Here is a 23,064-nt window from a genome sequence, read left to right as displayed (position 1 = left end):
GGGGCACCACCGCATGGACAAGGACACCATCCTCCGGCTCGTCGCCGAGGTCCCCGACCACGACGGCTTCCCGCTCGTCGACGACCTGCACGCACGGTTCGACGCGCTCGCCGCAGCGCACCCCGACCGGGTCACCGTGACCCGGATCGGGACCAGCCGGCTCGGGGAACCCCTCAACGCCTACCGCGTCGGGGCGGGGTCGCACACGGCCGTGATCGTCGGGGGCGTGCACCCCAACGAACCGATCGGCTCGTGGACCGCGCTCCACCTCGCCACCACGATCGCCGAGGACCCGGAGACCGCGGCGGCACTCGACACGACGTGGCACATCGTGCCGACGATCGACCCGGACGGCATGCGGCTCAACGAGGCGTGGTTCCACGACCCGCACGACCGGGTGTTCTACTCGCGGCACTTCTACCGGCCGGCCCCGGACAGCCAGGTGGAGTGGACGTTCCCGAACAGCTACAAGTCGGTGTACTTCGACCAGGTGCTGCCGGAGACGCTCGCGTTCATGCGGCTCATCGACGACACCGAACCGGACCTCCTCGTCTCGCTGCACAACGGCGAGATGGGCGGCGTCTACTACTACCTCTCCGAGGACCTGCCGGACGTCATCGACGTCCTGCACGCGGTGCCCGCAGCGCTCGGGCTGCCCCTCGACACCGGGGAGCCGGAGTCGCCGTTCCTCCGTGAACTCGCCCCGGCGGTGTTCGCGATGGACGGGATCGAGGAGGCGTACGACTACCTCGAGGAGCTCGGCGTCGACCCGGGGGAGCACATCCACGGGGCGTCGAGCGCATCGTGGGCGCTCCGGCACGGCGCACTGTGCATGGTCGCGGAGCTGCCGTACTGGAGCCACCCGGACGCCGACGACCAGACCCTGACGGAGGAGTCGTACGCCGACCTGCTCCGCCGGTGCGCCGACGAGCTCGGGGCGTCGGGGACGGAGCTGCAGGAGATCCTCGACACCGCGTCGCCGATGCTGACCATCGAGACGCCGTTCCTCGAGGGCTCCCGCGCCTTCATCCCGATGCTCGTGTCGACGCCGGAGACGGACCACGCCCGGGCCGACCGGGAACCCGCCGACCGGATGGCCACCGTCGCCGAACGCTTCGGCTGCGAGGACCTCGTCCGCTGCTTCCGGCTCCGCTACGGCGGCATGCTGCTCCGGGCGCTCGAGGCGGAGACGACGGCCGGCACGGCGTCAGCGCCGCTCCGGCGCCTCCGCGACCGGCTGGCCGAGCGGTACGCGCTCTGGCAGGCGGACGCGGTGAGCGACGCCGCACCGATCCCGGTGCGCAAGCTGGTGGGGGTGCAGTACGGGGCGATCCTCGCCTGCGCGAGTCACGTCGCGGAGCCGACCCGCGCCTCCGGTCCGCGTCTGGTCACCATCAACCAGCCGGGAGGCTCGTGATGCGTCCGGCGCTCGCCGTCGGCCGCCGGATCGGCGGCCTGGCGATCGTGTTCCTCGGGGTGACGTTCCTCATCTACGCGATGACCTTCGCGCTGCCGGGCGACCCGATCCGGGCGCTCGGCGGGGACCGGCCGCTCACCGAGTCCGTGGTGCGGGCACTCCGCGCCGAGTACCACCTCGACCAGCCGCTGTGGCTGCAGTACGTGCAGTACCTCGGCGGACTGTTCCGCGGCGACTTCGGCACCGACTTCAACGGCCAGTCCGTCGGCGCGCAGATGGCGTCGCGGTGGCCGGTCACGATCACCCTCGCGCTGACCGCGTGGGCGCTGGAGATCGTCCTCGGCATCGGGTTCGGGGTGCTCTCGGCGCTGAAGCGCGGCACCGTGCTCGACAAGACCGTCCTCGTCGGCACGATCGTCGTCGGAGCGGTCCCGGTGTTCGTCCTCGGCGTCGCCCTGCAGCTCGTGTTCTCCGTCCGGCTGCACTGGTTCCCGGTCGCGGGCGCCACCGCGGGGTGGCCGACCGCGTACGTCCTGCCCGCGTTCGTGATCGCACTGTTCGGCCTCGCCGCGGTGTCCCGGCTGACCAGGACGTCGATGATCGAGACGCTCGACGCCGACTACGTCCGGACCGCCCGCGCGAAGGGGCTCACCCCAGGCCGGGTCGTCGGCGTGCACGTGATGCGCAACTCGCTCATCCCCACCGCCACCTACCTGGCGACCGACCTCGGGTACCTGATGGGCGGCACCGTCATCATCGAGGGCATCTTCAACCTGCCGGGCGTCGGGAACCTGCTCTTCCAGGGCATCCGGTCGCACGAGGGTGCCGTGGTCGTCGGGATCTCGACCGCCCTCATCCTGGTGTTCCTCGTCACGAGCGTGCTCGTCGACCTGCTGCACGCCGCCCTCGACCCGCGCGTCCGATCGGGAGCCGCCGCATGACCACCTCCGCCATCGGCGCCACCGTCGAACCCGTCATCGCCGCCCGGCGTCGCCCGCTCGCCGCCGCGGCCCGGACGCCCGGCTTCTGGGTGCCGGCAGCGGTGCTCGTCGTGATCCTGGCGATCGCCGCGTTCCCGCAGCTCTTCGCGGGGCTGTTCGGGCACGGCGACCCCCGGGTGTGCGACCTCGGCCGGAGCGGGGACCCCGCGTCCGCCGGGCACCCGTTCGGGTTCGACCTGCAGGGCTGCGACGTGTACGCGAACGTGATCTACGGAACGCGGTCGTCCATCTCGGTCGCGGTGCTGACCACGGTGCTCGCCGGGATGGTCGCCCTCGTCGTCGGGACCGTCGCGGGCATGGTCGGCGGGTGGGTCGACGCGGTGCTCGCCCGCCTCACCGACGTGTTCCTCGGGTTCCCGTTCCTCCTCGGCGCCGTCGTCGTCCTCAACAGCGTCGGCGAGCGCTCGGTGCTGACGGTGTCCCTCGTGCTGGCGCTGTTCGGCTGGCCGACGATGGCGCGGCTCGTGCGCTCGAGCGTCCGGGGCGTCCGGAACGCCGAGTTCGTGCTGGCCGCCCGCACGATGGGGCTCTCCACGTGGCGGATCACGACCAGGTACGTGCTGCCGTCGTCGGTCTCGCCGCTGCTCGTCCTCGCCACGATCACCGTCGGTGGTGTGATCGTCTCGGAGTCGTCGCTGACCTACCTCGGCATCGGGCTGGAGAGCCCGGCGATCTCCTGGGGGCTGCAGCTCTCCGCGGCGACGTCGCAGTTCCTGCGTGCACCGCACATGCTCATCGCCCCGGCGACGTTCCTCGCCGTGACCGTCCTCGCGGTGATCGCGCTCGGCGACACCCTGCGCGCCGCACTCGACCCGCGTCGACGCTGACGGCAGTCTTGACCCCTGTGACCCGTTCTCGAAAGGACACCCTGTGACCGACACCGCCGTCGCGCTCGACGCGTACCGGAAGACCCTGCCCTACATCCGTGACTGGGTGGCGTACAAGGTGTGGCAACTGCGGGTGCCCGGCGTGCAGGTCGCGATCGGGTTCCAGTGCGAGGAGCTGTTCTCCGAGGCGTGGGGCTACGCCGACGTCGAGGCCGGCCGCCGCCTGACGACGAACGACCTGTTCCGGATCGCCTCGCACTCGAAGACGTTCACGTCGACCGCGCTGCTGCTCCTCGCCGAGCGTGGGTCCCTGCGCCTCGACGACACCGTGGGCACGTACGTCCCGGCGCTCGTCGACGGCGGGTCCCCGATCGCGGACGCCACCATCCGGGAGCTCATGGAGATGGGTGCCGGTGTGATCCGTGACGGGCACGACGGTGACTACTGGTCCCTGAAGCGGCCGTTCCCGGACGAGTCCGAACTCCTGGCGCTCGTGCTCGACCGCGGACAGAAGGTCCCAGCCGGGTCCTCGTTCAACTACTCCAACCTCGGGTACTCGCTCCTCGGGCTCGTCATCGCCGCGGTCACCGGACGGACGTACAACGAGTTCGTCCGCGAGGCGATCGTCGAACCCCTCGGCCTCCGGAACACCGGCCCGGACTGGGACCCATCGCGCGAGGACGACTTCGTCATCGCGTACTCCGGCTTCCACGTGGCGCGCACCCGGCAGCGGATCGCGCACGTCGACACCCGCGCGATGGCCGCGGCGACCGGCTTCCACGGCACCGCGTCCGACCTGGTCCGGTACTTCTCCGCCCACGTCCTCGGGCAGGGCGACCTGCTCAGCGACCACTCGAAGCGCCTCGCGCAGCGGAAGTCGTGGAGCGCGACCGAGGAGGACCCGGCAGCCCGCGGCTACGGTGCCGGCTTCATCGTCGACCGCATCGACGGCCGCGAGGTCCGCGGCCACTCGGGCGGCTTCCCCGGGCACATCACCCAGTCCCTGTTCGACCCGGCGTCCTCGCTCGTCGTGTCCGTGATGACGAGTTCGGCCGCCGGCCCCGCGACGCTCCTCGCCACCGGCATCCTGCACCTCCTCGATGCCGCGGCAGACTCCGCGGCACCGGGGGCGGCCGTCACGGAGGACGCCGTCGCCGCGCGCTACACCGGTCGGTACGCGAACCCGTGGGGCGTCACCGACGTCGCCCGCGTCGGGGACCGTCTCCTCGCGATCGACCCGTCCGGCCCGGACCCGCTGGAGTCCCCGACGCGCCTCGAGCCCGTCGACGCCGACACCCTCCGGATGACGCACGGCAACCGGTTCGGCTCCGTCGACGAGGACATCACGTTCACCCGCGACGCCGAGGGCGCCGTCACCGGCATCCGCGGCAGCGGCGGGATGAGCGAGGAGCCGTGGTCGATCCCGGAGGAGACCCCCGAGGTCGCGGCAGGCCTGGCGTGAGCACCACGCAGGCGGGGGACGCGCGCGACGACCTGCACCTCGAACCGGAGCGCCAGGCGTTCGTCGAGGAGTTCGCGATCATGCTCGCCGACGGTGCGGGCATGCCGTTGACGGACGCTCGGGTGCTCGGCTACCTGATCATGACCCGCGCGCCGTCCTCGTCGTCCGCGGATCTGCAGGCCGCGCTCGGCGCGAGCTCGGGCTCGGTGTCGACGGCGACCAGGCGGCTCGCGGACGCCGGGTTCGTGAAGCGCGTCACGGTGCCGGGGGAGCGGAGCCACTTCTTCCGCGCCGAGACCGACGTGTGGGGCAGCTGGCTGGCCGGGGAGCGGAAGTACCTCGACCGGCAGCGGGACATCATCGCCCGCGGGCTCGCGGTCGTCGAGCAGGACGGCCACACCGGCGACGGCGACGTCGACGCCCCGGTCCGTGAGCGCCTCCGCAACGGCCGCGACTACATGCAGTGGCTCAACGGCCACCACCGGAAGATGCTCGAGGACTGGGAGGCGTTCAAGGCCGCCCGGGACACGGGCGACGACGCACCAGGGACGGACTGACATGACCGAGCCGCGCGAGCACGTCCTCGTGGTCGACCACCTCACCGTGACCTTCGACGTCGAGGGTGAGGTCGTCCGCGCCGTCGACGACGCCTCCTTCACCGTGGGGCGCGGCGAGGTCGTCGCCGTCGTCGGCGAGTCCGGCTCGGGCAAGAGCATGACGGCCATGACGGCGATGGGCATCGCCCCGGAGGGAGCGCGGGCGTCCGGCACGATCCGCCTCGCCGGCGTGGACGTCCTCACCGCGGGGGAGCAGCGTCTCCGCGAGGTCCGCGGCCGCCGCGTCTCGATGATCTTCCAGGACCCGTCCGCGGCCCTCAACCCGGTGTTCACGATCGGCTTCCAGCTCGCCGAGGCCGTCCGGCGCGCCGACGCGTCCCTCGACCGCTCGGCCGTCCGCGAGCGCTCCCTCGACCTCCTCCGCGCGGTCGAGGTCCCCGAGCCCGAACGGCGGCTCGGCCAGTACCCGCACGAGCTCTCCGGTGGGCAGTGCCAGCGCGTGATGATCGCGATGGCGCTCGCCGCGGACCCCGAGCTCCTCATCGCCGACGAGCCGACGACCGCCCTCGACGTCACCGTCCAGGCCGAGGTCCTCGACGTCCTCCGCGCGCTCCGGGAGCGCACCGGCACCGCGATCCTCCTGATCACCCACGACATGGGTGTCGTCGCGGACATCGCGGACCGCGTCGTCGTGATGCGCCGCGGCCAGGTCGTCGAGTCCGGCACCGCGAGCGCCGTCTTCGCGGCCCCGGACGCGGACTACACGCGGGAACTGCTCGCTGCGGTCCCACGCATGACCCCGCACGGGTCGGAGGACCGGCTCGCCCCCGCGACGCCGCGCCCGTCGACGGTCCTCGACGTCCAGGGCCTCGTGGTCGAGTACGGCGGAGCGTTGCGTCGCCGGTTCCGCGCGGTCGACGACGTGTCGTTCACGGTCGGCCGCGGCGAGATCGTCGGCCTCGTGGGGGAGTCCGGCAGCGGCAAGACGACCATCGGGCGGGCAGCCGTCGGCCTCGCCCCGATCACCGCGGGCACGATCGCCGTCGACGGCACGGACGTGTCCGGCGCGAGCCGTGCCGACCGCCGCACGATGCGCCGCCGCGTCGGGGTCGTCTTCCAGAACCCGCTCCGTTCCCTCAACCCGCGCTACACGGTGGGACAGACGGTGGCCGAGCCGCTCCGCCAGATCCTCCGGCTCTCCGCCGCGGAGACGGGCGAACGCGTCGAGCGGTTGCTCGCCGACGTCGGCCTCGACGGCGGGTACCGGGAGCGTTTCCCGCACGAACTCTCCGGAGGCCAACGCCAACGCGTCGCCATCGCCCGCGCCGTGGCACTCGAGCCGGCGCTCCTCATCGCGGACGAGCCGACGAGCGCCCTCGACGTGTCGGTCCAGGCCCGCGTGCTCGACGTGTTCCGCGAGCTCCAGGAGCGCCTCGGGTTCGCGTGCCTCTTCGTCACCCACGACCTCGCCGTCGTGGACACCCTCTGCGACCGCGTCGTCGTCCTGCACCAGGGCCGCGTCGCCGAGCAGGGCACGTGCGACGCGATCCTCCGAGCCCCGCAGGACCCGTACACCCGCCGACTCATCCAGGCGGCCCCGGTCCCCGACCCCGAGGAGCAGGCCACCCGCCGCGCCGCGCGCCTCGCGACACGCGCCGCCTGACCCGTCCCGCCGCCGCGCCGCCTGGCCCGTCCCGCCGCCGCGCCGCCTGGCCCGTCCCGCCGTCCCGCCGTTCACGACCGGATCCCGCCCCCCACACAGCCGCCCACCAGCCGACCCCCCCGTTCACCGGCGCCAGGCTGACCGGGCTCGCCCCCAACGCCGGTCCGCGACGAGGACGTTTTCCTTTTCCACTTTGGCCGATCCGGTACACGAACCCCGGGGTTCGTGAACCGGATCGGTCAATCGAGAATCCGAAAACGTGTCTCCGTGCCCCGCAGGCGCGGCAGGGACGACTCGACGCGATCGAGGGTCCGACGCATCGCCCGGACGGAGGGGAACCCGGAGCCGGCCGCCACCTCGGCCGGATCGGCGCCGGAGCGTGCGTTCCGAGGTGTTCGCGAGGGCCGCGAGCTCGGGGACCGTCGGGGGTGGCCCGGGGCCGGCGATCGCGTTGATGCAGCGGGTCAGGCTGTTGTCGCGGAGCACGGGCGGCCGCCAGGTGCTGAGCGCCGTCGTCACGACCATCTCGGCCAGCGCGTCCTGGGGCGGGCCGGGCCACCGCTGCCCGACGAGGGAGCCGAGGTGCCGGAGCGTCAGGACGACGTCGGAGCCGGTGTCCCAGCCGTTGTCCTGCGGCTGCATCGTGGTGAGCAGCTCCGGGAGGCCGAGCACCTCGGGCATCAGCGGGCCGAACGCGACCTCGCCGTGGTGCACCCCGACCGCCGGGAACAGTGGGTCGTCGACACGGGGCGGCGGGTTCCGCGCACTGCGGGTGCCGACCCAGATCGGTGCGCAGCCGGCGAGGACCGCGACGCCGCCGGGTTCGAGGACCTCGTCGACGTCGCCGCGTCCCACCCAGACGCGCTCGATCTCCGTGGCGATCCACGTGTGGTGGACCCGGCCCGTCGGGAAGTCGTGGGTCCAGGCGGAGGCGAGGTCGGCCTCCAGTCCGGCGCCGTAGGTGACCCGCATGCCGACCGCACCGTACATCGCGCGGAGCGCGTCACCCACCGGCCACCGTCAGCGCACGTCGGCGGTGGACCAGAGGTACCGCGCGCCCGCGCGGACCGGACGCAGCAGTGGTCCGACGAAGAGCAGCGCCGCGGCCACGAACGCGGCGAACTGGCCGATCGCGGGGATGGCGAAGAGCACGGTGAGCATGCTCTGCGGGGTCCCGGGCAGGGTGCCCAGCCAGATCGCGAGGCCGCCGAACAGCCAGACGAACGCGCCGACCGCGATGACCCAGCCCGCGACTCGCGAGGCGCCGGTGCCGCGGCGGAGCACCATGACGCCGAAGGTGATGAGCAGGGCTTCCGAGGTGATGAGCAGGATCGTCGTGATCGGGAACGAGAGCGGACCGAGCGGTGCCCAGGACAGCGCGGAGCAGAGCGCGGACAGTGCGAACCCGAGCGAGGTGCGGTCACCGCGGCGCCATGCGGACACGGCCACCACGACCGCCGCCAGCCCGCCCACGACGGCGGCTCCGACGAGGACCGGTTGTCCCGGATCCCACTGCGTCAGCACCACCTGTCCGGCGACCGGGCCGAGCGCTGGTGCCAGCGCGGCGACCACCGCGGCGAGTGCGATCCATCGATCCCTGACAGCAGCGTCCATGGGTTCAGGGTAGGGGTAACCCCACCCCCGATCCGGGAGCGGGCAGTATTGGGGAGAAGTCCCGTGTTCACGAGGCTTGAGTCATGACCGACACCGACCGTCTCGACCAGGCACCCACCGTGCCCCTGGACGACGCAGTACCGCCAGGAGCCACGACGTCCATGCCCGCGCAGCCGCCGACCCCGACCGCGGGCGAGTTCTACCGCGACGCGTGGAAGCGCCTGCCGCGGGACTTCGGGTACATGGCGCTGACGGCGGTGCTCCTCTGCACGCTGTACTTCGCGTTCCCGGCCGCGGTGCTCGGCGGTGGGTTCCGCGACCTGTTCAACCCGTTCGTCCTGCTGATGTTCTTCATCGCGCTGTTCGTCGCTCGGTGGCTCGGCCAGTTCGAGCGGCTCCGCATCTCGTGGGCCGACCCGCGGCCGATCCGCCCCGTCGACTGGACGCCGCGCTGGCAGCAGAACTGGTGGGCGCGCACCGGCTCGGCCGTGGCGAACCCGCACTACTGGCTGTACCTGCTGCACGCAGCCGTGGTCTACCCGCTCGCCGCGCTCGTCACCGTCGGGGCCGGCGCGGTCCTCATCGCCGGGTTCTTCGGGCCGATCGTCGCCGGGTTCACCGCGCTCCGCTGGGGCTGGCAGATCAACGAGTGGCTGATGCTCAACAGCATCGACTCGAACTGGGCGTGGATCCTCGGGGCGCTCGCCTGCGCAGTGAGCATGGCGGCCTCGGTCGTGCTGTTCCCGCTCTGGGCGCGCGGCTCGGTGATCGCGCACTACTGGATCGACTTCGGGCTGCTCGGCGGGTTCCGCGCCGAGGTGCTCGAGCAGCGCGTAGCGGGGCTGCAGGCCTCCCGTGCCGGCGCGGTCACGGCCGAGGGGCAGGCGCTCCGACAGATCGAACGCGACCTGCACGACGGCCCGCAGCAGCGCCTCGTCCGGCTCCGGATGGACCTGTCGGCGGCCGAGCGGGCGTTCGAGAAGGACCCGGCGGCGGCGAAGCAGCTCATCGGGGAAGCCTCCGAGCACGCGAAGGACGCCCTCGACGAACTCCGTGCGCTGTCCCGTGGGTTCGCGCCGCCGATCCTGCTCGACCGGGGACTCGTCGCCGCGCTCGAGGCCCTCGTCGCCCGCACGCCGATCCCGGTCGGGCTGGAGATCCGCCTGCCGGACGGCCTCGAACTCGCGACCGAGATCCAGCGCAACGTGTACTTCACGGTCTCCGAGCTCCTCACGAACACCACGAAGCACGCCGGCGCCCGGGCCGCGGGGGTCTACCTCGGGCTCGTCGTGGACGCCTCCTTGGTCTGGTACCTCACCGTGAGCGTCACCGACGACGGCATCGGGGGTGCCAGCGTGCAGGAGGGCCACGGGATCGAGGGGCTGATGGGCAGGATGCGGGCGCTCGACGGAGAGCTCACGGTGTCGAGCCCGACGGGAGGCCCGACCGAAGCGACCGCTCGGATCCCGCTCGGCGCCCTCAACGGGGTCCCGACGACTCGATGATGTCAATGTTCCGTATGTGAAATACGAGTGCTACGTTCTTCTCGTACGGCCGTGCACCTGACAGTGATCCTTCGAGAAGAGAGAACACGAACATGCAGAAGAAGCTCGCAACCGCCGCGGCGACCGCAGTCGCCGCCGCGACCATCATCGGTGGCATCGGGTTCGGGACGGTGGCCGCGAACGCGGCACCCGTCACCACCGCCGCCTCCGCCAGCTCGACCGCGGCGCAGTCGCCACTCACGGTGAACGTCGACTCGGTCGACACGGAAGCGCGCACCGCGGTGCTCTCCGGGACGGCCACCCCCGGTGCCGCCATCGACCTCACCATCGCGGAGACCGGTGCCGGGTCCGTCGACTTCGCCGATGCCGACGGCAACTGGTCCGGCACCGTCAAGGACCTGCCGTCCGCGATCAGCAAGGTGCACGTGACGCAGTTCATGGACGGCATCGACTCCGAGACGGTCGACGTCTGGGTGATGCTGCCCGACGTGTGAGCCCCCCGCCCGCACTAGTCTTGTGGGCATGAGCGACGGCCCGGATGCAGCACGCATCCGGGCCGTCGTCGTCGACGACGCGGTCCTGCTCCGCGAAGGGCTCGCCCGCGTCCTGCGCGAAGCCGGGGTCGAGGTGGTCGGGCAGCACGCCGACGCCGTCTCGTTCCTGGCGACCCTGCCCGCGGGGGCGCCTGACGTCGTCATCATGGACGTCCGGATGCCGCCGACCTTCACCGACGAAGGCGTCCGCGCCGCCGTCGAGACCCGCCGACTCGCACCGGGCACCGGCGTGCTCCTGCTCTCGCAGTACGTCGAGGCGACCTACGCCGAGGACCTCCTCGCGTCCGGGTCCTCCGGTGTCGGGTACCTCCTCAAGGACCGCGTGACCCGGCTCGAGGAGATCGACGAGGCCGTCCGCCGCGTCGCCTCGGGCGGGACCGTGCTCGACCCCGAGGTCGTGACGCAGCTGATGAGCCGCCGTCGCGACCCGCTCGCGGCGCTGACACCCCGCGAGCGTGAGGTCCTCGGGCTGATGGCCGAGGGCCGGACGAACGCGGCGATCGCCCGCGCGCTCGTGATCGGTACCGGCGCCGTCGAGAAGCACGTCTCGAGCATCTTCGCCAAGCTCGCGCTCGAGGACACCGGCGAGGACCACCGCCGCGTGCTCGCCGTCCTCGCGTACCTCGGATGACGCGTGTCCCCGCGCCGCTCCTGGCGCTCGCCGCGATCGTCTCCGTGCAGCTCGGCGCCGCGATCGCGAAGACCCGCTTCGACGAGGTCGGCTCCGTCGGGGCCGCGACGCTCCGGCTCGTGATCGGCGCGCTCGTGCTGGCGCTGGTGGTCCGTCCTCGTGTCCGCCACTGGCACCGTGCGCAGTGGTCCGGCGCGATCGGACTGGGGCTCGCGCTCGGCGGGATGAACGTCTTCATCTACCTGGCCTTCGCGTCGATCCCGATCGGTGTCGCCGTGACGATCGAGTTCCTCGGGCCGCTCGCCCTCTCCCTCGCGCACACGCGGCGGTGGCGCGACGCGCTCTGGGCGGCACTCGCGCTGGCCGGCGTCGTGCTGCTCGGGATCGGCCCGTCCGCGGTGACCGAACTCGGCGGCGTCGCGTTCGCCGTGGCGGCCGCCGTGTGCTGGGCCGGCTACATCGTGATGAACCGCCACGTCGGTGCGATCATCCCGGGCGTCGACGGGCTCGCAGTGTCGATGCTCGTGGCGATGCTGGTCTCGCTGCCGTTCGGGCTGCGCACCGCGGCCGCCGGGGTCGTGGCGGACCCGACGCTGTTGATCGTGTTCGGCGCCGTCGCCGTGCTCTCGAGCGTGCTGCCGTACGCCCTCGAGATGCTCGCGCTCCGCCGGATGCCGACGCGGGTGTTCGGCGTGCTGCAGAGTCTCGGCCCGGCCGTCGCTGCACTCGCCGGACTCCTGGTCCTGCACGAGGCGCTGTCGCTCGTCGAGGTGGTGGCGCTCGCGTGCGTGACCGCCGCGAGCGTCGGGGTGACGGTCTACTCCTCGCGGAGGAAGTCCGCGTAGGTGGGTTCGTGCTGGTCGCCCGACAGCAGCGACGGGTCGTTCACACGTCGATCGACGTAGGCGGCGATGACCTCTGGCGGGGTGAGCACGTGTGCCACCCAGGACGGCACGTCATGGGCTTTCATGGTGCCTCCTTCCGGTTGTGACACTCGCGGACGGATGTCTTGATTGTCGAGTTTCTTCGTGGACCGGGACTCATTGAACGATCTCGTGCCGGTCGTCGAGAGTCAATCGGATGCGTCATCTGGACTGCCCCGTGCGGTCCCGGTCCGCTCGTTCCGCGCGCAGGACCCGGTGCTTGACGGCCGAGCGCCACACCCACGCCTCGGCCTGCTGCCCGAACTGCGCCCACTCGACGAGCACCGCGTCGCGCGTCCAGCTCTTCGCGAAGGCCTTCACCCGCACGTGGAAGGTCGGGAACTGGATCCATGCCCAGACGGCCATCGGGGTGACCGCGTGGCAGACGTCCGGGCCGCGGGCGTCCTCGGACAGTGAGTAGGCGCGCGGACGTTCGACACTCCGGGTGTTCCGGGGGCTGCCACCGGTTCTCGCGACGCCGTCCCACGAGACGTATTCGAACGTGTGTTCGAATGGTTCGTCAAGTTCGCCGGGCGGCTGCGCCGGTCGCGTCGGCGCGGGTCCGCGTGTCGTGCGACCCGGCCTGGAGGCTCGGGTCGGCACTGCCCGCTGCCGTACGGTGACGGGATGGATGCGGTGGCATGGGCGCGGTCGGTCCTCGAGGACCGGGGCACGGACGTCCTCGGGGTCGAGGAGGTCCGACGACGCGCGTGGAGCACGATCTGGCGCGTGTCCACCGCGGACGGCGACCTCTTCCTGAAGACCGCGCCGGACGGGGTCGCGGCCGAGCCGGCGCTGCTCGACGTCCTCGCACTCCACGGCGTCCCGCACGTGCAGCGTCCGGTCGCGGCGGAGGGGCGGCACGTGCTCCTGCCCGACGGCGGACCGATCGTCCGGCTCGCCGAGGACCGCGACACCGTGTGGCTCGACGTGATGCGCCACTACGCCGAGGTCCAGTGGGCGACCGAGCCCGCCGCGGCCGCGGACCTCGTGGTGGCCGGCGTCCCGGACCTCCGGCTGCCGGTGCTGCCCGGCGTCGCCGCCGAACTCGTCGCGCGCTGGGCGCCGGAGCACCGGGGGATCGTGCCGCTGCTCACCGACGCGGCCGTCGAGCTCGACGAGCTCATGCCGATGACGACGCTCGAGCACGGCGACCTGCACGTGGGCAACGCGTTCGTGCGCGGAGCCGTCCCGTTCGACTGGGGCGACGCCTGCGTGTCGCACCCGTTCCTCAGCCTGCTCGTCGCGGGGCGTGACGGTGCGCCTGGTGGGGTCGAGGCGTACCTCGAGACGTTCCTCGGCGAACCGGGCGTGGCGGACGACCCGGACCTGCAGCACATCGTGGGGCTCGCGACGACGCTCGGGGTCGTGTCCCGGGTGCTGAGCTGGCAGCGGGCGATCGACGCGTCGGGCGACGGGATGCCCGAGAGCTACCGGAGCGCTCCGCGGGAGTGGCTCGAGACCCTCGTGGAGGGGATGACGGGAATCGCGGTTCGACGCAGCGCCGGTCTGGAATCGTGGAGGGGATGACGGGAATCGAACCCGCGTAGCCAGTTTGGAAGACTGGGGCTCTACCATTGAGCTACATCCCCGCGCCTGCGCTCGAGGCGCAGCCCCACCACTGTAGCGGACGAACGACATGCAAGCGGACGGACCAGCCCTCGTGATCCTGCCGCCACCGGACGAGTCGTCGCAGCGCACGATCAAGCGCTCACGGGTCCTCTCGTACGTGCTCGTCGCCCTCGCCGCGGTCGTCCTCTCCCTTCGTCCGGACCTGTTCGGGGACCCGCAGGCGCAGCCGTGGCACGCGCTCCTGCACGTGTGGCGGATCGTCCTCGGCATCGTGCTGGCGCTCGCCGCGCTCGGTGTCCAGGTCCTCGTCGGGGTGCAGTGGCGCCGCGGCTTGCGACAGACCGGTGAAGCTCCCGGGAACCGGACACCCGCGGACCGCTAGACTCATCGGCGTCGCATGCGCCCCACCGGTGTGCGCGAGCACCCTGGCCCATGCAAACGGGGCGTAGCTCAGCTTGGTAGAGCGCCCGCTTTGGGAGCGGGAGGTCGCAGGTTCAACTCCTGTCGCCCCGACCAGGACCCACACCACCGCCAACCATCAGGAGAATCCCCCTTGGCCAACAGCACCGTCGACAAGGTGAGCGAGACCCGCGTCAAGCTCACGGTGAACGTGACGCCGGAAGAGCTCAAGCCGAGCATCGACCACGCGTACAAGCACATCGCAGAGCAGATCAACATCCCCGGCTTCCGCAAGGGCAAGGTCCCGCCGGCGATCGTCGACCAGCGTGTCGGCCGCGGCGAGGTCCTGAACCACGCCGTCGGTGACGCCATCGACACCTTCTACCGCCAGGCGGTCGAAGAGCAGGAGCTGCGCATCCTCGGCCGTGCCGAGGCCGACGTCTCCGAGCTGCCGAACGTCAACGACTTCACCGGCGACCTCGTCCTCACCTTCGAGGTGGACGTGCGTCCCGAGTTCGACCTCCCCGACTACAGCTCCTACGAGCTGACCGTCGACGCGGTCGAGGTCTCCGACGAGGAGATCGAGGAGGAGCTGCAGAACCTGCGCACCCGCTTCGGCACGCTCGTCACGGTCGACCGCCCGGCGACGAAGGGCGACTTCGCCCAGATCGACCTCACCGCCACCATCGGTGACGACGAGGTCGACTCCGCCACGGGTGTCTCCTACGAGCTCGGCTCGGGCGACCTGCTCGAGGGCATCGACGAGGCGCTCGAGTCCCTCACCGCCGGCGAGTCCACCACCTTCGAGTCCAAGCTCGTCGGCGGCGACCGCGAAGGCGAGACCGCTCAGATCGCCGTGACCGTCACCGCCGTCAAGGAGCGCGAGCTCCCCGAGGCCGACGACGAGTTCGCGCAGATCGCCAGCCAGTTCGACACCATCGACGAGCTCAAGGCGGACCTGAAGGAGCAGATCGCGAAGTCCAAGACCTTCGGTCAGGGCGCCGCTGCTCGCGACAAGCTCGTCGAGAAGCTCCTCGAGGACGTGGACATCCCGATCTCGGAGAAGCTCATCGAGGACGAGGTGCACCGTCACCTCGAGCAGGAGAACCGCCTCGAGGACGACGAGCACCGCGCCGAGGTCGCCGAGTCCAGCGAGAAGGCCTTCCGCTCGCAGATCCTCCTCGACTCCATCGCCGAGAAGGAGTCGATCCAGGTCTCGCAGGAAGAGCTCACGCAGTACCTGATCCAGGCTGCCGCGCAGTACGGCATGGAGCCGGGCGAGTTCATCAAGGTCATCGACCAGAACGGGCAGATCCCCGGCATGGTCGGCGAGGTCGCCCGCTCGAAGGCCGTCGCCACGGTCCTCGCGCAGGTCACGGTGAAGGACTCCAACGGCGAGCCGGTCGACCTGTCCGCGTTCACCGCGGGTGTCGCCCAGCCGGCCACGGTCGACGCGGAGTAGTCCGGCAGTCGACGCGAGCAGCGTCTCGGACGGGAGGCACGGTGCCAGTCGGCACCGTGCCTCCCGTCCGTTTCTGCCTCGTTCACCGCGACCCGCATTGCCGACAGCGAACAGGCGCGAACTGCTGCGTTGCAACCGATAAGTTCGACATCAAGCGACAACTGAACGGGAGCTTTTCCATGGCCGAAGCAACACTGAACCCCAGTGTTTTTGACCGCCTTCTGAGAGACCGGATCGTGTGGCTCGGCTCCGAGGTCCGCGACGACAACTCGAACGAGATCGCAGCCAAGCTGCTGCTGCTCGCCGCCGAGGACCCTGAGAAGGACATCTACCTCTACATCAACTCGCCCGGTGGCTCGATCACCGCGGGCATGGCGATCTACGACACGATGCAGTTCGTGCCGAACGACATCGTCACCGTGGGCATCGGCCTCGCCGCCTCGATGGGGCAGTTCCTGCTCTCGTCGGGCACGCCCGGCAAGCGCTACATCACCCCGAACGCCCGCGTGCTCCTGCACCAGCCGTCCGGTGGCTTCGGCGGGACCGCCGCGGACATCCAGACGCAGGCGAAGGTCATCCTCGACATGAAGCAGCGCATGGCCGAGCTGACCGCCGAGCAGACCGGCAAGTCGATCGAGCAGGTCCTCAAGGACAACGACCGCGACAACTGGTTCACGGCGCAGGAAGCCCTGGACTACGGCTTCGTCGACCACCTCCGTGCGTCGTCGGCCGAGGTCATCGGTGGTGGCGGGACCGTCAACGACGGCGAGACCCCCACGCCGGCCGCCGACCCCGACGCGCAGTCCTGATCCCCACCGAAGAAAAGGAAACGAGAATGCATCTCCCCATGCTCGGTGGCGCGCAGAACGTCCCGGCTCCCACTGATCGGTACATCCTCCCGAGCTTCGAAGAGCGCACGGCCTACGGCTACAAGCGTCAGGACCCGTACGCGAAGCTGTTCGAGGACCGCATCGTGTTCCTCGGCGTCCAGGTCGACGACGCGTCGGCCGACGACGTCATGGCCCAGCTGCTCGTGCTCGAGTCGATGGACCCGGACCGCGACATCGTGATGTACATCAACTCGCCCGGTGGCTCGTTCACCGCGATGACGGCGATCTACGACACGATGCAGTACATCCGCCCGCAGATCCAGACGGTGTGCCTCGGCCAGGCCGCTTCGGCCGCGTCGGTGCTCCTCGCCGCCGGCACGCCGGGCAAGCGTCTCGCGCTGCCGAACGCCCGTGTGCTCATCCACCAGCCCGCGACTCAGCAGGGTGGCGGTCAGGCGTCCGACATCGAGATCCAGGCGGCGGAGATCCTCCGCATGCGCACCTGGCTCGAGGAGACGCTGTCGAAGCACTCCAACAAGACGGCCGAGCAGGTCAACCACGACATCGAGCGCGACAAGATCATGTCCGCTGCGGAAGCCGTGGAGTACGGCCTGATCGACCAGGTGCTGACGAGCCGGAAGAACCTCCCGGCCCTCGTCAAGTAGCGCACACGCGAAGGGCCCCACACCGGTTGGTGTGGGGCCCTTCGTCGTTCCCGCCGGTACCGGTGCCGGCCTGGAGGCTCGCATCGCGTCCGTGAGATCGCATTCGGTGTCACATCGGGTCACGTGGAGCGACACGAGCTGCGATCTCACCGGCAGGACGGACCTCGCCGGGAGAGCATCACTCGTCGTCGGGGTCCTCGGCGGGACGGCGGCGGACCAGGAGCAGCACGGCGACGATCGCGGCGACGACGACCAGGCCGCCGGCACCGATCCAGATCGCGTCGGAGGTCGACGAGTCGGTGTCGCCCGAGGCCGTGCCCGTCGTCGCCGCCTCGCTCGCCGAACCGCTCGTGGCGCAGGTCGGCGGGGTCGCGGAGCCCTTCGCGGCGGTGAACCCGGCCGGGGCTTTCCACGTGAATGCGTACTCGTCCGAGACGGTGTGGCCGTCGGCGGAGACGATCTGCCACTCGACCTCGTACTTCCCCGAGGCGCCGAGGGCGGCCTTCGTGGTCATCGAGGGGCCGTCGATGTCGACGCAGCCGTTCTCGTAGTACCGCTTGTCGGGCCCGACGATCCGGAAGGCGAAGCCCGACCCGGAGCCGCCGATGTCGAGGAGCTTGTCGTTCGTGGTGATCTCGAACGCGTCCGGCAGGGACGTCAGTGTGCCGTCGACCTTCGGCGTCGACGCGATCATGTAGTTGTGCGCGCTGGCCGGGCCGGCGAGCCCGAGGACGGCACCGCCCGCGATGGCGAGGGTCGTGGCGGACGCGGCCACGAGCCTCCAGGCCGGGTGGGACCGGCGCCGGTCCGGACGGGACGTCACCCGTCCCCGAGCGGCCGTCACTTGGTGCTGCGCCGGCGGGTCGCCGCCACCGCGACGACCAGACCGGCCGCGCCGAGGACCAGGCCCCCGAGACCGAGGAAGCGGCCGACCAGGTCGGGCTGCGTGCCGGTGGAGGGGGCGGCCGCGGCGGTGGTCGCCGCATCGCTGGCTGCTGCCGGCTCGTCGTCGCCGTCGGCGGCGGTGGACGCGGCGGTCAGCGTGATCGAGGGTGCCGGGTGCTCGGGCTCGGCCTGACCGGCCTTCTGCACCTGGTCCCACTCGGTGGAGCCCTTCTCGCACGTCTGCGTGACGGGGAGGGCGACGACGTCACCGGCCTTGCCGTCCGGCAGCGAGAAGGAGAGCGAGAAGGTGTCGCGCTCGTCGGCGGGGAGCGGGGTCTTCGCGGTGTAGGTGACGCTCGTGACGCGCTCACCGGCGTCCTCGGTGGACTCGTCGTCGGCCGAGGCGGACGGGCTCGTGTACGGCTCCGTGGTCTTCGTGAGGTCCCAGTTCGGGTTCACCGTCGGCGTGACCTCGATCACGGAGGACGGGACGTGGAACTGCAGCGTCGTGGTGGGGGAGCCGTCGCAGCCGTGCGGGACGGAGAACGTGGCCGTCGTGTAGGAGCCCGCCGCGGTGGAGGTGCTCGTCGCCTCGACGTGGGCGCTCGCGGATGCGGCGGTGCCGAGGACGATGGCGGCCACGACGCCGAGGGTCGCTGCTCCGCCGACGGCGAGACGCTTCTGCATGGGGTGGTTCCTTCCGGGACGCGTGCTCTACAACTTGTAGAAGATCCGAGGACAACTTAGCAGGACCGAACGCCCTGGGCGAACGCGCCGCCGGAAACGCGCTCGGCGTCGCCGTGAGTGTCGCCGGTTGCGGTTAGGCTCGACAACACGACGACCTCGTGGACGCGAACCGGCGTGCACGTCGACCAGGGAAGGCCGGAGCATGGCACGCATCGGAGAGAGCGCTGACCTCCTCAAGTGCTCCTTCTGTGGCAAGAGCCAGAAGCAGGTACAACAGCTGATCGCCGGTCCCGGCGTCTACATCTGTGACGAATGCGTCGAACTCTGCAACGAGATCATCGAAGAGCGTCTGGCGGAAGCCAGCGACGAGACCGGCAGCGGTGAGTTCGAACTCCCCAAGCCGCGCGAGATCTTCGACTTCCTGCAGGAGTACGTCATCGGGCAGGACCCGGCGAAGCGCGCCCTCGCGGTGGCGGTCTACAACCACTACAAGCGCATCCGCGCACAGGGGCAGATCACCGCAGCCGAAGACCGCGACGACGTCGAGATCGCCAAGTCGAACATCCTGCTCATCGGGCCGACCGGCTGCGGGAAGACCTACCTCGCGCAGACCCTCGCCAAGCGCCTCAACGTGCCGTTCGCGGTCGCGGACGCAACCGCCCTGACCGAAGCCGGCTACGTCGGCGAAGACGTCGAGAACATCCTCCTCAAGCTCATCCAGGCCGCGGACTACGACGTCAAGCGCGCCGAGACGGGCATCATCTACATCGACGAGGTCGACAAGATCGCGCGCAAGGCGGAGAACCCGTCGATCACGCGCGACGTCTCCGGCGAAGGCGTGCAGCAGGCGCTGCTCAAGATCCTCGAAGGCACGGTCGCCTCGGTCCCGCCGCAGGGTGGCCGGAAGCACCCGCACCAGGAGTTCATCCAGATCGACACGACGAACGTGCTGTTCATCGTGGCCGGTGCGTTCGCGGGGCTCGAAGAGATCGTGTCCTCCCGCGTGGGCAAGCGCGGCATCGGGTTCGGTGCGCAGCTGCACAGCCCGCTCGACCAGCAGGACCTCTACGCCGACGTGCTGCCGGAAGACCTCCACAAGTTCGGGCTCATCCCCGAGTTCATCGGTCGTCTCCCCGTCGTCACCACGGTGTCGCAGCTCGACCAGTCCGCGCTCATGCAGATCCTCACCGAGCCGAAGAACGCGCTCGTCCGCCAGTACCAGCGGATGTTCCAGATCGACGGCGTCGAGCTGGAGTTCGACCAGGGCGCGCTCGAAGCGATCGCCGACCTGGCCGTGCTGCGGCAGACCGGTGCTCGTGGTCTCCGCGCGATCATGGAAGAAGTGCTCGGGCCGATCATGTTCGACGTGCCCTCGGACGACGACGTCGCCCGGGTGGTCGTCACGCGCGAGTCGGTGCTCGAGAACGCGGCGCCGACGATCGTGCCGCGGCCGCGGGCGAAGCGCGTCGAGAAGTCCGCGTAGGCGTTCCGCCACGCACGAAGGGCCCGCACCGTGTCGGTGTGGGCCCTTCTGCTGTGTGGCGCGGGTGCGCGTGCGCGGTGCCGGCGGCGGGCGCGGGGTTCGCGTGCGCGGTGCCGGGCGCGGGGTTCGCGCGCGGTGCCGACCGCGGGGTTCGCGTGCGTTCCTTCCCATCACGCCCGCTGTGGGAAGGCGAATCGCGCGTAGGGGGCCAGAACTTCTGACCGCCTACGCGCGATTCGACTGCCTACGCGGGGAACTGCCCACGCGGTGAACTTCCTACGCGGGGAACTGCCCCGCCCCCGCGCCCGCGCTACTGCAGGCCGCGGCGGCGGAGCAGGGGGCCGACCTCGGCGTCGCGGCCGCGGAACTCGCGGAAGGCCTCGATCGGGTCCTTCGACCCGCCGACTCCGAGCACCATCGTGGCGAAGCGACGCCCGGCTGCGCGGTCGAGTCCACCGTGGTCGCGGAACCACTCCACGGTGTCGGCGTCGAGCACCTCGCTCCAGATGTACCCGTAGTAGCCGGCGTCGTACCCGCCGGAGAACGTGTGGGCGAAGTACGTCGACGAGTAGCGCGGCGGGACCGCGGCGACGTCGATGCCGGCGTCCGCGAGGGCCTGGCGCTCGAAGGCCTCGACGTCGGTCACGGCGTCGGCCTCAGCCTTGGAGAGCCGGTGCCAGGCTTGGTCGAGCAGAGCCGCGGCGAGGTACTCGGTGGTGCCGAACCCCTCGTTGAAGCCCGCCGAGTCGCTCAGCCCGAGGACGAGCTCCGGCGGCATCGGCTCACCGGTCTCGTGGTGCTTGGCGTAGTTCGCCAGGACCTCCGGCCAGGAGACCCACATCTCGTTGACCTGGCTCGGGAACTCGACGAAGTCCCGCTCGACGTTCGTGCCCGAGAAGCGCGGGTAGGTCGTCCGGGCGATGAGGCCGTGCAGCGCGTGGCCGAACTCGTGGAAGAGCGTCTCGACCTCGTCCTGGATGAGGAGCGTCGGGGAGCCGGTCGCGGGCTTGGCGACGTTGAGGTTGTTCACGACGACGGGCAGCGTGCCCATCAGCGCCGACTGCTCGACGACCGGGTTCATCCAGGCGCCACCGCGCTTGCCGTCCCGCGTGTAGAGGTCGAGCAGGTACAGGCCGACGGGGGTGTCGTCCTCGTCGGTGACCTCGAACACGCGGACCTCGTCGTTGTACCCGTGGAGGTCCGGGCGCTCGGCGAACTTCAGCCCGTAGAGCGCGTTCGCGGCGAAGAAGACGCCGTCGTGCAGGACCCGGTCCGCCTCGAGGTAGGGGCGGGTGGCTGAGCTGTCCGCCGCGAACTGCTCGCCGCGGAGGATCTCCGTCGCGTACGCCCAGTCCCACGCCTCGACGTCGAAGCCGACGGTCTGGGAGCGGACGGCACGCTCGTCGTCGGCGTTCGCCGCAGCGGCACCGACCAGCGAGGACAGCAGCCCGTCGACGGCCTCGGGAGTGCCGGCGGTCTCGTCGGCGGTGACCACGGCGGCGTGGTTCGGGAAGCCGAGCAGTTCGGCACGCTCGGCACGGAGCCGGACGATGCGGAGCAGGACGTCCCGGTTGTCGTGCTCGTTGCCGCGGCGACCGCGGGAGAGCGAGGCGCGCATGATGCGTTCGCGGAGGTCGCGGTCGGCCAGGGACGCCAGCCACGGGTGGCCGGTGTAGAGCGGCAGCGTGATGAGCCAGCCGTCCAGGCCGCGGTCGGCTGCGGCACCGGCGGCGGCGGACTTGGCGCCGTCGTCGAGGCCGGTGAGCGACTCCTCGGACGTGACGTGCACCGCGAGGTCGTTCGTCTCGTCGAGCAGGTTGCGCTCGAACGTGGTCGTGAGGGTGGAGAGCTCCTGGTTGATCGCGGTGAGGCGCTCCTTGCCGGCGTCGTCGAGGCCGGCGCCCGCCAGGGTCATCTCGGTGAAGGTGCGCTCCACGAGGCGCAGGTCCTCTCCCTCGAGCCCGGTCTCGGGGGCGCTGTCGCGCACGGCTCGCACGCGCTCGTAGAGCCGGGAGTCGAGGGTGATCGCGTCGCGGTGGGCTGCGAGGAGCGGTGAGACCTCGGCCTCGATGTCGTGCAGCTCCGGCGTGGAGTCCGCCGAGGAGAGCGTGAAGAACACCATGCTCACGCGGGAGAGCAGCTGCCCGGTCCGCTCGAGCGCCACGAGCGTGTTCTCGAACGTCGGGGCGTCCGGGTTCGTGGCGATCGCCTCGACCTCGGCACGCTGCGCTCGGATCCCGGCGTCGAAGCCCGGACGGTGGTGCTCGAGCCGGACCTGGTCGAACGGGGGGAGTGCGTAGGGGAGGGTGCTCGGTTCGTCGAACGGCGTCGTCATCACCCCACCCTAGCTACGCGGTTGCGGCGTCGATCAGCGTGGCCGCCGCGCGCCGTGCGTGCCGGGCGGGGGCCGCGTCTCCGGCGATGGCCGCCGTGGTCTGCGCCCCTTCGGCCAGCAGGGCCAGCTGCGCGGCGAGCTCCTCGGCGAGGGCCGGATCCGACACCGCCGTCCGCGTGAGTCCGGCGACGTAGTGCTGGAATGACTCCTTGTGTGCGCGGGCGATCTCCGCCACCGCGGGGGAGGTCGCGCCGAGCTCCCCGAAGGCGTTGATGAAGCCGCACCCGCGGAAGGTGGCGTCGCCGAACCAGGACTCGAGGAAGTCGTACATCGCGAGGAGCTTGTCGCGCGGGCTCGTCGCGGCGTCGACCGCCTGGGCCAGGCCGTGCTCCCAGTACTCGTGCCGGCCGGCGAGCACCGCGGCGATGAGGGAGTCCTTGCCGGGGAAGGCGGCGTAGAGCTTCTTCAGCGAGACGCCCGCGCCGGTCCGGATCTCGTCCATGCCGACGGACTGGATCCCGCGCGTGTAGAAGAGCTCGTCCGCGACGTCGACGATGTGCGCCCGGGTGTCCGGTTCGATGGTGACTGCCAT

The 23,064-nt window shown here is 71.0% G+C and carries 24 protein-coding genes and 2 tRNA genes; 17 read left to right on the top strand and 9 right to left on the bottom strand.

Annotated features, from left to right (window positions below; genetic code table 11):
• The first annotated feature begins 13 nt into the window (after positions 1-13).
• Genes EDF27_RS09645 through EDF27_RS09620 form a run of 6 tightly spaced genes read left to right on the top strand, consistent with a single transcriptional unit; the run spans position 14 to position 6,927 of the window.
• On the top strand, positions 14-1,417 hold the full coding sequence (locus tag EDF27_RS09645) for a M14 family zinc carboxypeptidase (protein ID WP_132048534.1): 1,404 nt from the start codon (positions 14-16) through the stop codon (positions 1,415-1,417).
• Positions 1,417-2,358, top strand: coding sequence for an ABC transporter permease (locus EDF27_RS09640; protein WP_123653986.1), 942 nt, complete (start codon positions 1,417-1,419; stop codon positions 2,356-2,358). The genes EDF27_RS09645 and EDF27_RS09640 overlap by 1 nt, the downstream gene beginning before the upstream one ends.
• Positions 2,355-3,245, top strand: coding sequence for an ABC transporter permease (locus tag EDF27_RS09635; protein ID WP_123653985.1), 891 nt, complete (start codon positions 2,355-2,357; stop codon positions 3,243-3,245). The genes EDF27_RS09640 and EDF27_RS09635 overlap by 4 nt, the downstream gene beginning before the upstream one ends.
• Before the next feature lie 43 nt (positions 3,246-3,288).
• A complete protein-coding gene (locus tag EDF27_RS09630) occupies positions 3,289-4,707 on the top strand; it encodes a serine hydrolase (protein WP_243698288.1) in 1,419 nt (472 codons plus the stop codon).
• Positions 4,704-5,264, top strand: coding sequence for a MarR family transcriptional regulator (locus tag EDF27_RS09625; RefSeq protein ID WP_243698287.1), 561 nt, complete (start codon positions 4,704-4,706; stop codon positions 5,262-5,264). Before EDF27_RS09630 ends, EDF27_RS09625 begins: the two co-directional genes overlap by 4 nt.
• Position 5,265: 1 nt before the next feature.
• On the top strand, positions 5,266-6,927 hold the full coding sequence (locus EDF27_RS09620) for an ABC transporter ATP-binding protein (RefSeq protein WP_132048532.1): 1,662 nt from the start codon (positions 5,266-5,268) through the stop codon (positions 6,925-6,927).
• 123 nt (positions 6,928-7,050) lie between these two features.
• Here the strand turns inward: EDF27_RS09620 and EDF27_RS09615 are convergent, their stop codons facing one another.
• Both EDF27_RS09615 and EDF27_RS09610 read right to left on the bottom strand, forming a co-directional pair.
• Positions 7,051-7,938 carry a hypothetical protein gene (locus EDF27_RS09615; RefSeq protein WP_132048530.1) on the bottom strand — a complete coding sequence of 296 codons (888 nt, stop codon included), beginning with the start codon at positions 7,936-7,938 and terminating at the stop codon, positions 7,051-7,053.
• A 9-nt stretch (positions 7,939-7,947) separates the two neighbouring features.
• A complete protein-coding gene (locus EDF27_RS09610) occupies positions 7,948-8,541 on the bottom strand; it encodes a hypothetical protein (RefSeq protein ID WP_123653981.1) in 594 nt (197 codons plus the stop codon).
• An 83-nt stretch (positions 8,542-8,624) separates the two neighbouring features.
• On the opposite strand from EDF27_RS09610, the gene EDF27_RS09605 reads away from it, so the two are divergent.
• The 4 genes from EDF27_RS09605 (at position 8,625) to EDF27_RS09590 (ending at position 12,076) form a co-directional block, all read left to right on the top strand.
• Positions 8,625-10,046: a sensor histidine kinase gene (locus tag EDF27_RS09605; RefSeq protein WP_132048528.1), complete on the top strand. Its 1,422-nt coding sequence runs from the start codon at positions 8,625-8,627 to the stop codon at positions 10,044-10,046.
• Between the two features lie 92 nt (positions 10,047-10,138).
• On the top strand, positions 10,139-10,540 hold the full coding sequence (locus tag EDF27_RS09600) for a hypothetical protein (protein ID WP_132048526.1): 402 nt from the start codon (positions 10,139-10,141) through the stop codon (positions 10,538-10,540).
• A 28-nt stretch (positions 10,541-10,568) separates the two neighbouring features.
• Complete coding sequence (locus EDF27_RS09595) at positions 10,569-11,231, top strand: response regulator transcription factor (RefSeq protein WP_132048524.1); 663 nt, start codon at positions 10,569-10,571, stop codon at positions 11,229-11,231.
• Positions 11,228-12,076: an EamA family transporter gene (locus EDF27_RS09590; protein WP_132048522.1), complete on the top strand. Its 849-nt coding sequence runs from the start codon at positions 11,228-11,230 to the stop codon at positions 12,074-12,076. Before EDF27_RS09595 ends, EDF27_RS09590 begins: the two co-directional genes overlap by 4 nt.
• Here the strand turns inward: EDF27_RS09590 and EDF27_RS19670 are convergent.
• On the bottom strand, positions 12,049-12,201 hold the full coding sequence (locus tag EDF27_RS19670; protein ID WP_165931436.1) for a hypothetical protein: 153 nt from the start codon (positions 12,199-12,201) through the stop codon (positions 12,049-12,051). The genes EDF27_RS09590 and EDF27_RS19670 overlap by 28 nt on opposite strands.
• Before the next feature lie 115 nt (positions 12,202-12,316).
• On the bottom strand, positions 12,317-12,520 hold the full coding sequence (locus tag EDF27_RS09585; protein ID WP_132048520.1) for a hypothetical protein: 204 nt from the start codon (positions 12,518-12,520) through the stop codon (positions 12,317-12,319).
• A gap of 261 nt (positions 12,521-12,781) precedes the next feature.
• Here EDF27_RS09585 and EDF27_RS09580 point away from each other — a divergent pair, with 261 nt between their 5' ends.
• Entirely contained in the window at positions 12,782-13,684 is a 903-nt protein-coding gene (locus EDF27_RS09580) for a phosphotransferase (protein ID WP_132048518.1), read from the top strand.
• Here the strand turns inward: EDF27_RS09580 and EDF27_RS09575 are convergent.
• A tRNA-Gly gene (locus EDF27_RS09575) sits at positions 13,673-13,746 on the bottom strand. The two genes, EDF27_RS09580 and EDF27_RS09575, sit on opposite strands and share 12 nt — an antisense overlap.
• A gap of 47 nt (positions 13,747-13,793) precedes the next feature.
• On the opposite strand from EDF27_RS09575, the gene EDF27_RS09570 reads away from it, so the two are divergent.
• The 5 genes from EDF27_RS09570 (at position 13,794) to EDF27_RS09550 (ending at position 17,082) form a co-directional block, all read left to right on the top strand.
• Positions 13,794-14,108, top strand: coding sequence for a hypothetical protein (locus EDF27_RS09570; RefSeq protein WP_132048516.1), 315 nt, complete (start codon positions 13,794-13,796; stop codon positions 14,106-14,108).
• Positions 14,109-14,165: 57 nt separating this feature from the next.
• Positions 14,166-14,242 (top strand) — tRNA-Pro (locus tag EDF27_RS09565).
• A 37-nt stretch (positions 14,243-14,279) separates the two neighbouring features.
• Positions 14,280-15,587: a trigger factor gene (tig, locus tag EDF27_RS09560; protein ID WP_165931435.1), complete on the top strand. Its 1,308-nt coding sequence runs from the start codon at positions 14,280-14,282 to the stop codon at positions 15,585-15,587.
• 179 nt (positions 15,588-15,766) lie between these two features.
• Positions 15,767-16,396 (top strand): ATP-dependent Clp protease proteolytic subunit, encoded by a 630-nt coding sequence (locus EDF27_RS09555; RefSeq protein ID WP_123653973.1) that lies wholly within the window; start codon positions 15,767-15,769, stop codon positions 16,394-16,396.
• A 26-nt stretch (positions 16,397-16,422) separates the two neighbouring features.
• On the top strand, positions 16,423-17,082 hold the full coding sequence (locus EDF27_RS09550) for an ATP-dependent Clp protease proteolytic subunit (RefSeq protein ID WP_071298779.1): 660 nt from the start codon (positions 16,423-16,425) through the stop codon (positions 17,080-17,082).
• A gap of 178 nt (positions 17,083-17,260) precedes the next feature.
• Here EDF27_RS09550 and EDF27_RS09545 read toward each other — a convergent pair whose 3' ends face one another.
• On the bottom strand, positions 17,261-17,857 hold the full coding sequence (locus EDF27_RS09545; protein WP_123653972.1) for a copper resistance protein CopC: 597 nt from the start codon (positions 17,855-17,857) through the stop codon (positions 17,261-17,263).
• A 65-nt stretch (positions 17,858-17,922) separates the two neighbouring features.
• Positions 17,923-18,654, bottom strand: coding sequence for a YcnI family protein (locus EDF27_RS09540; protein WP_132048514.1), 732 nt, complete (start codon positions 18,652-18,654; stop codon positions 17,923-17,925).
• A gap of 202 nt (positions 18,655-18,856) precedes the next feature.
• On the opposite strand from EDF27_RS09540, the gene clpX reads away from it, so the two are divergent.
• Entirely contained in the window at positions 18,857-20,137 is a 1,281-nt protein-coding gene (clpX, locus tag EDF27_RS09535) for an ATP-dependent Clp protease ATP-binding subunit ClpX (RefSeq protein ID WP_123653970.1), read from the top strand.
• Positions 20,138-20,447: 310 nt separating this feature from the next.
• On the opposite strand, the gene EDF27_RS09530 is transcribed toward clpX, so the two are convergent.
• Together EDF27_RS09530 and EDF27_RS09525 are read right to left on the bottom strand one after the other, a co-directional pair.
• On the bottom strand, positions 20,448-22,472 hold the full coding sequence (locus tag EDF27_RS09530; protein WP_132048512.1) for a M3 family metallopeptidase: 2,025 nt from the start codon (positions 22,470-22,472) through the stop codon (positions 20,448-20,450).
• A 13-nt stretch (positions 22,473-22,485) separates the two neighbouring features.
• Positions 22,486-23,064, bottom strand: a complete 579-nt coding sequence (locus tag EDF27_RS09525; protein WP_132048510.1) for a TetR/AcrR family transcriptional regulator — start codon at positions 23,062-23,064, stop codon at positions 22,486-22,488.

Origin of the sequence: Curtobacterium sp. PhB136, from assembly GCF_004346855.1 — a bacterium.
In the GTDB taxonomy this organism is placed as follows: Bacteria; Actinomycetota; Actinomycetes; order Actinomycetales; family Microbacteriaceae; genus Curtobacterium.
Note: the sequence above shows the minus strand (reverse complement) of the source record. Positions and strands in the feature narration are given on the sequence as shown.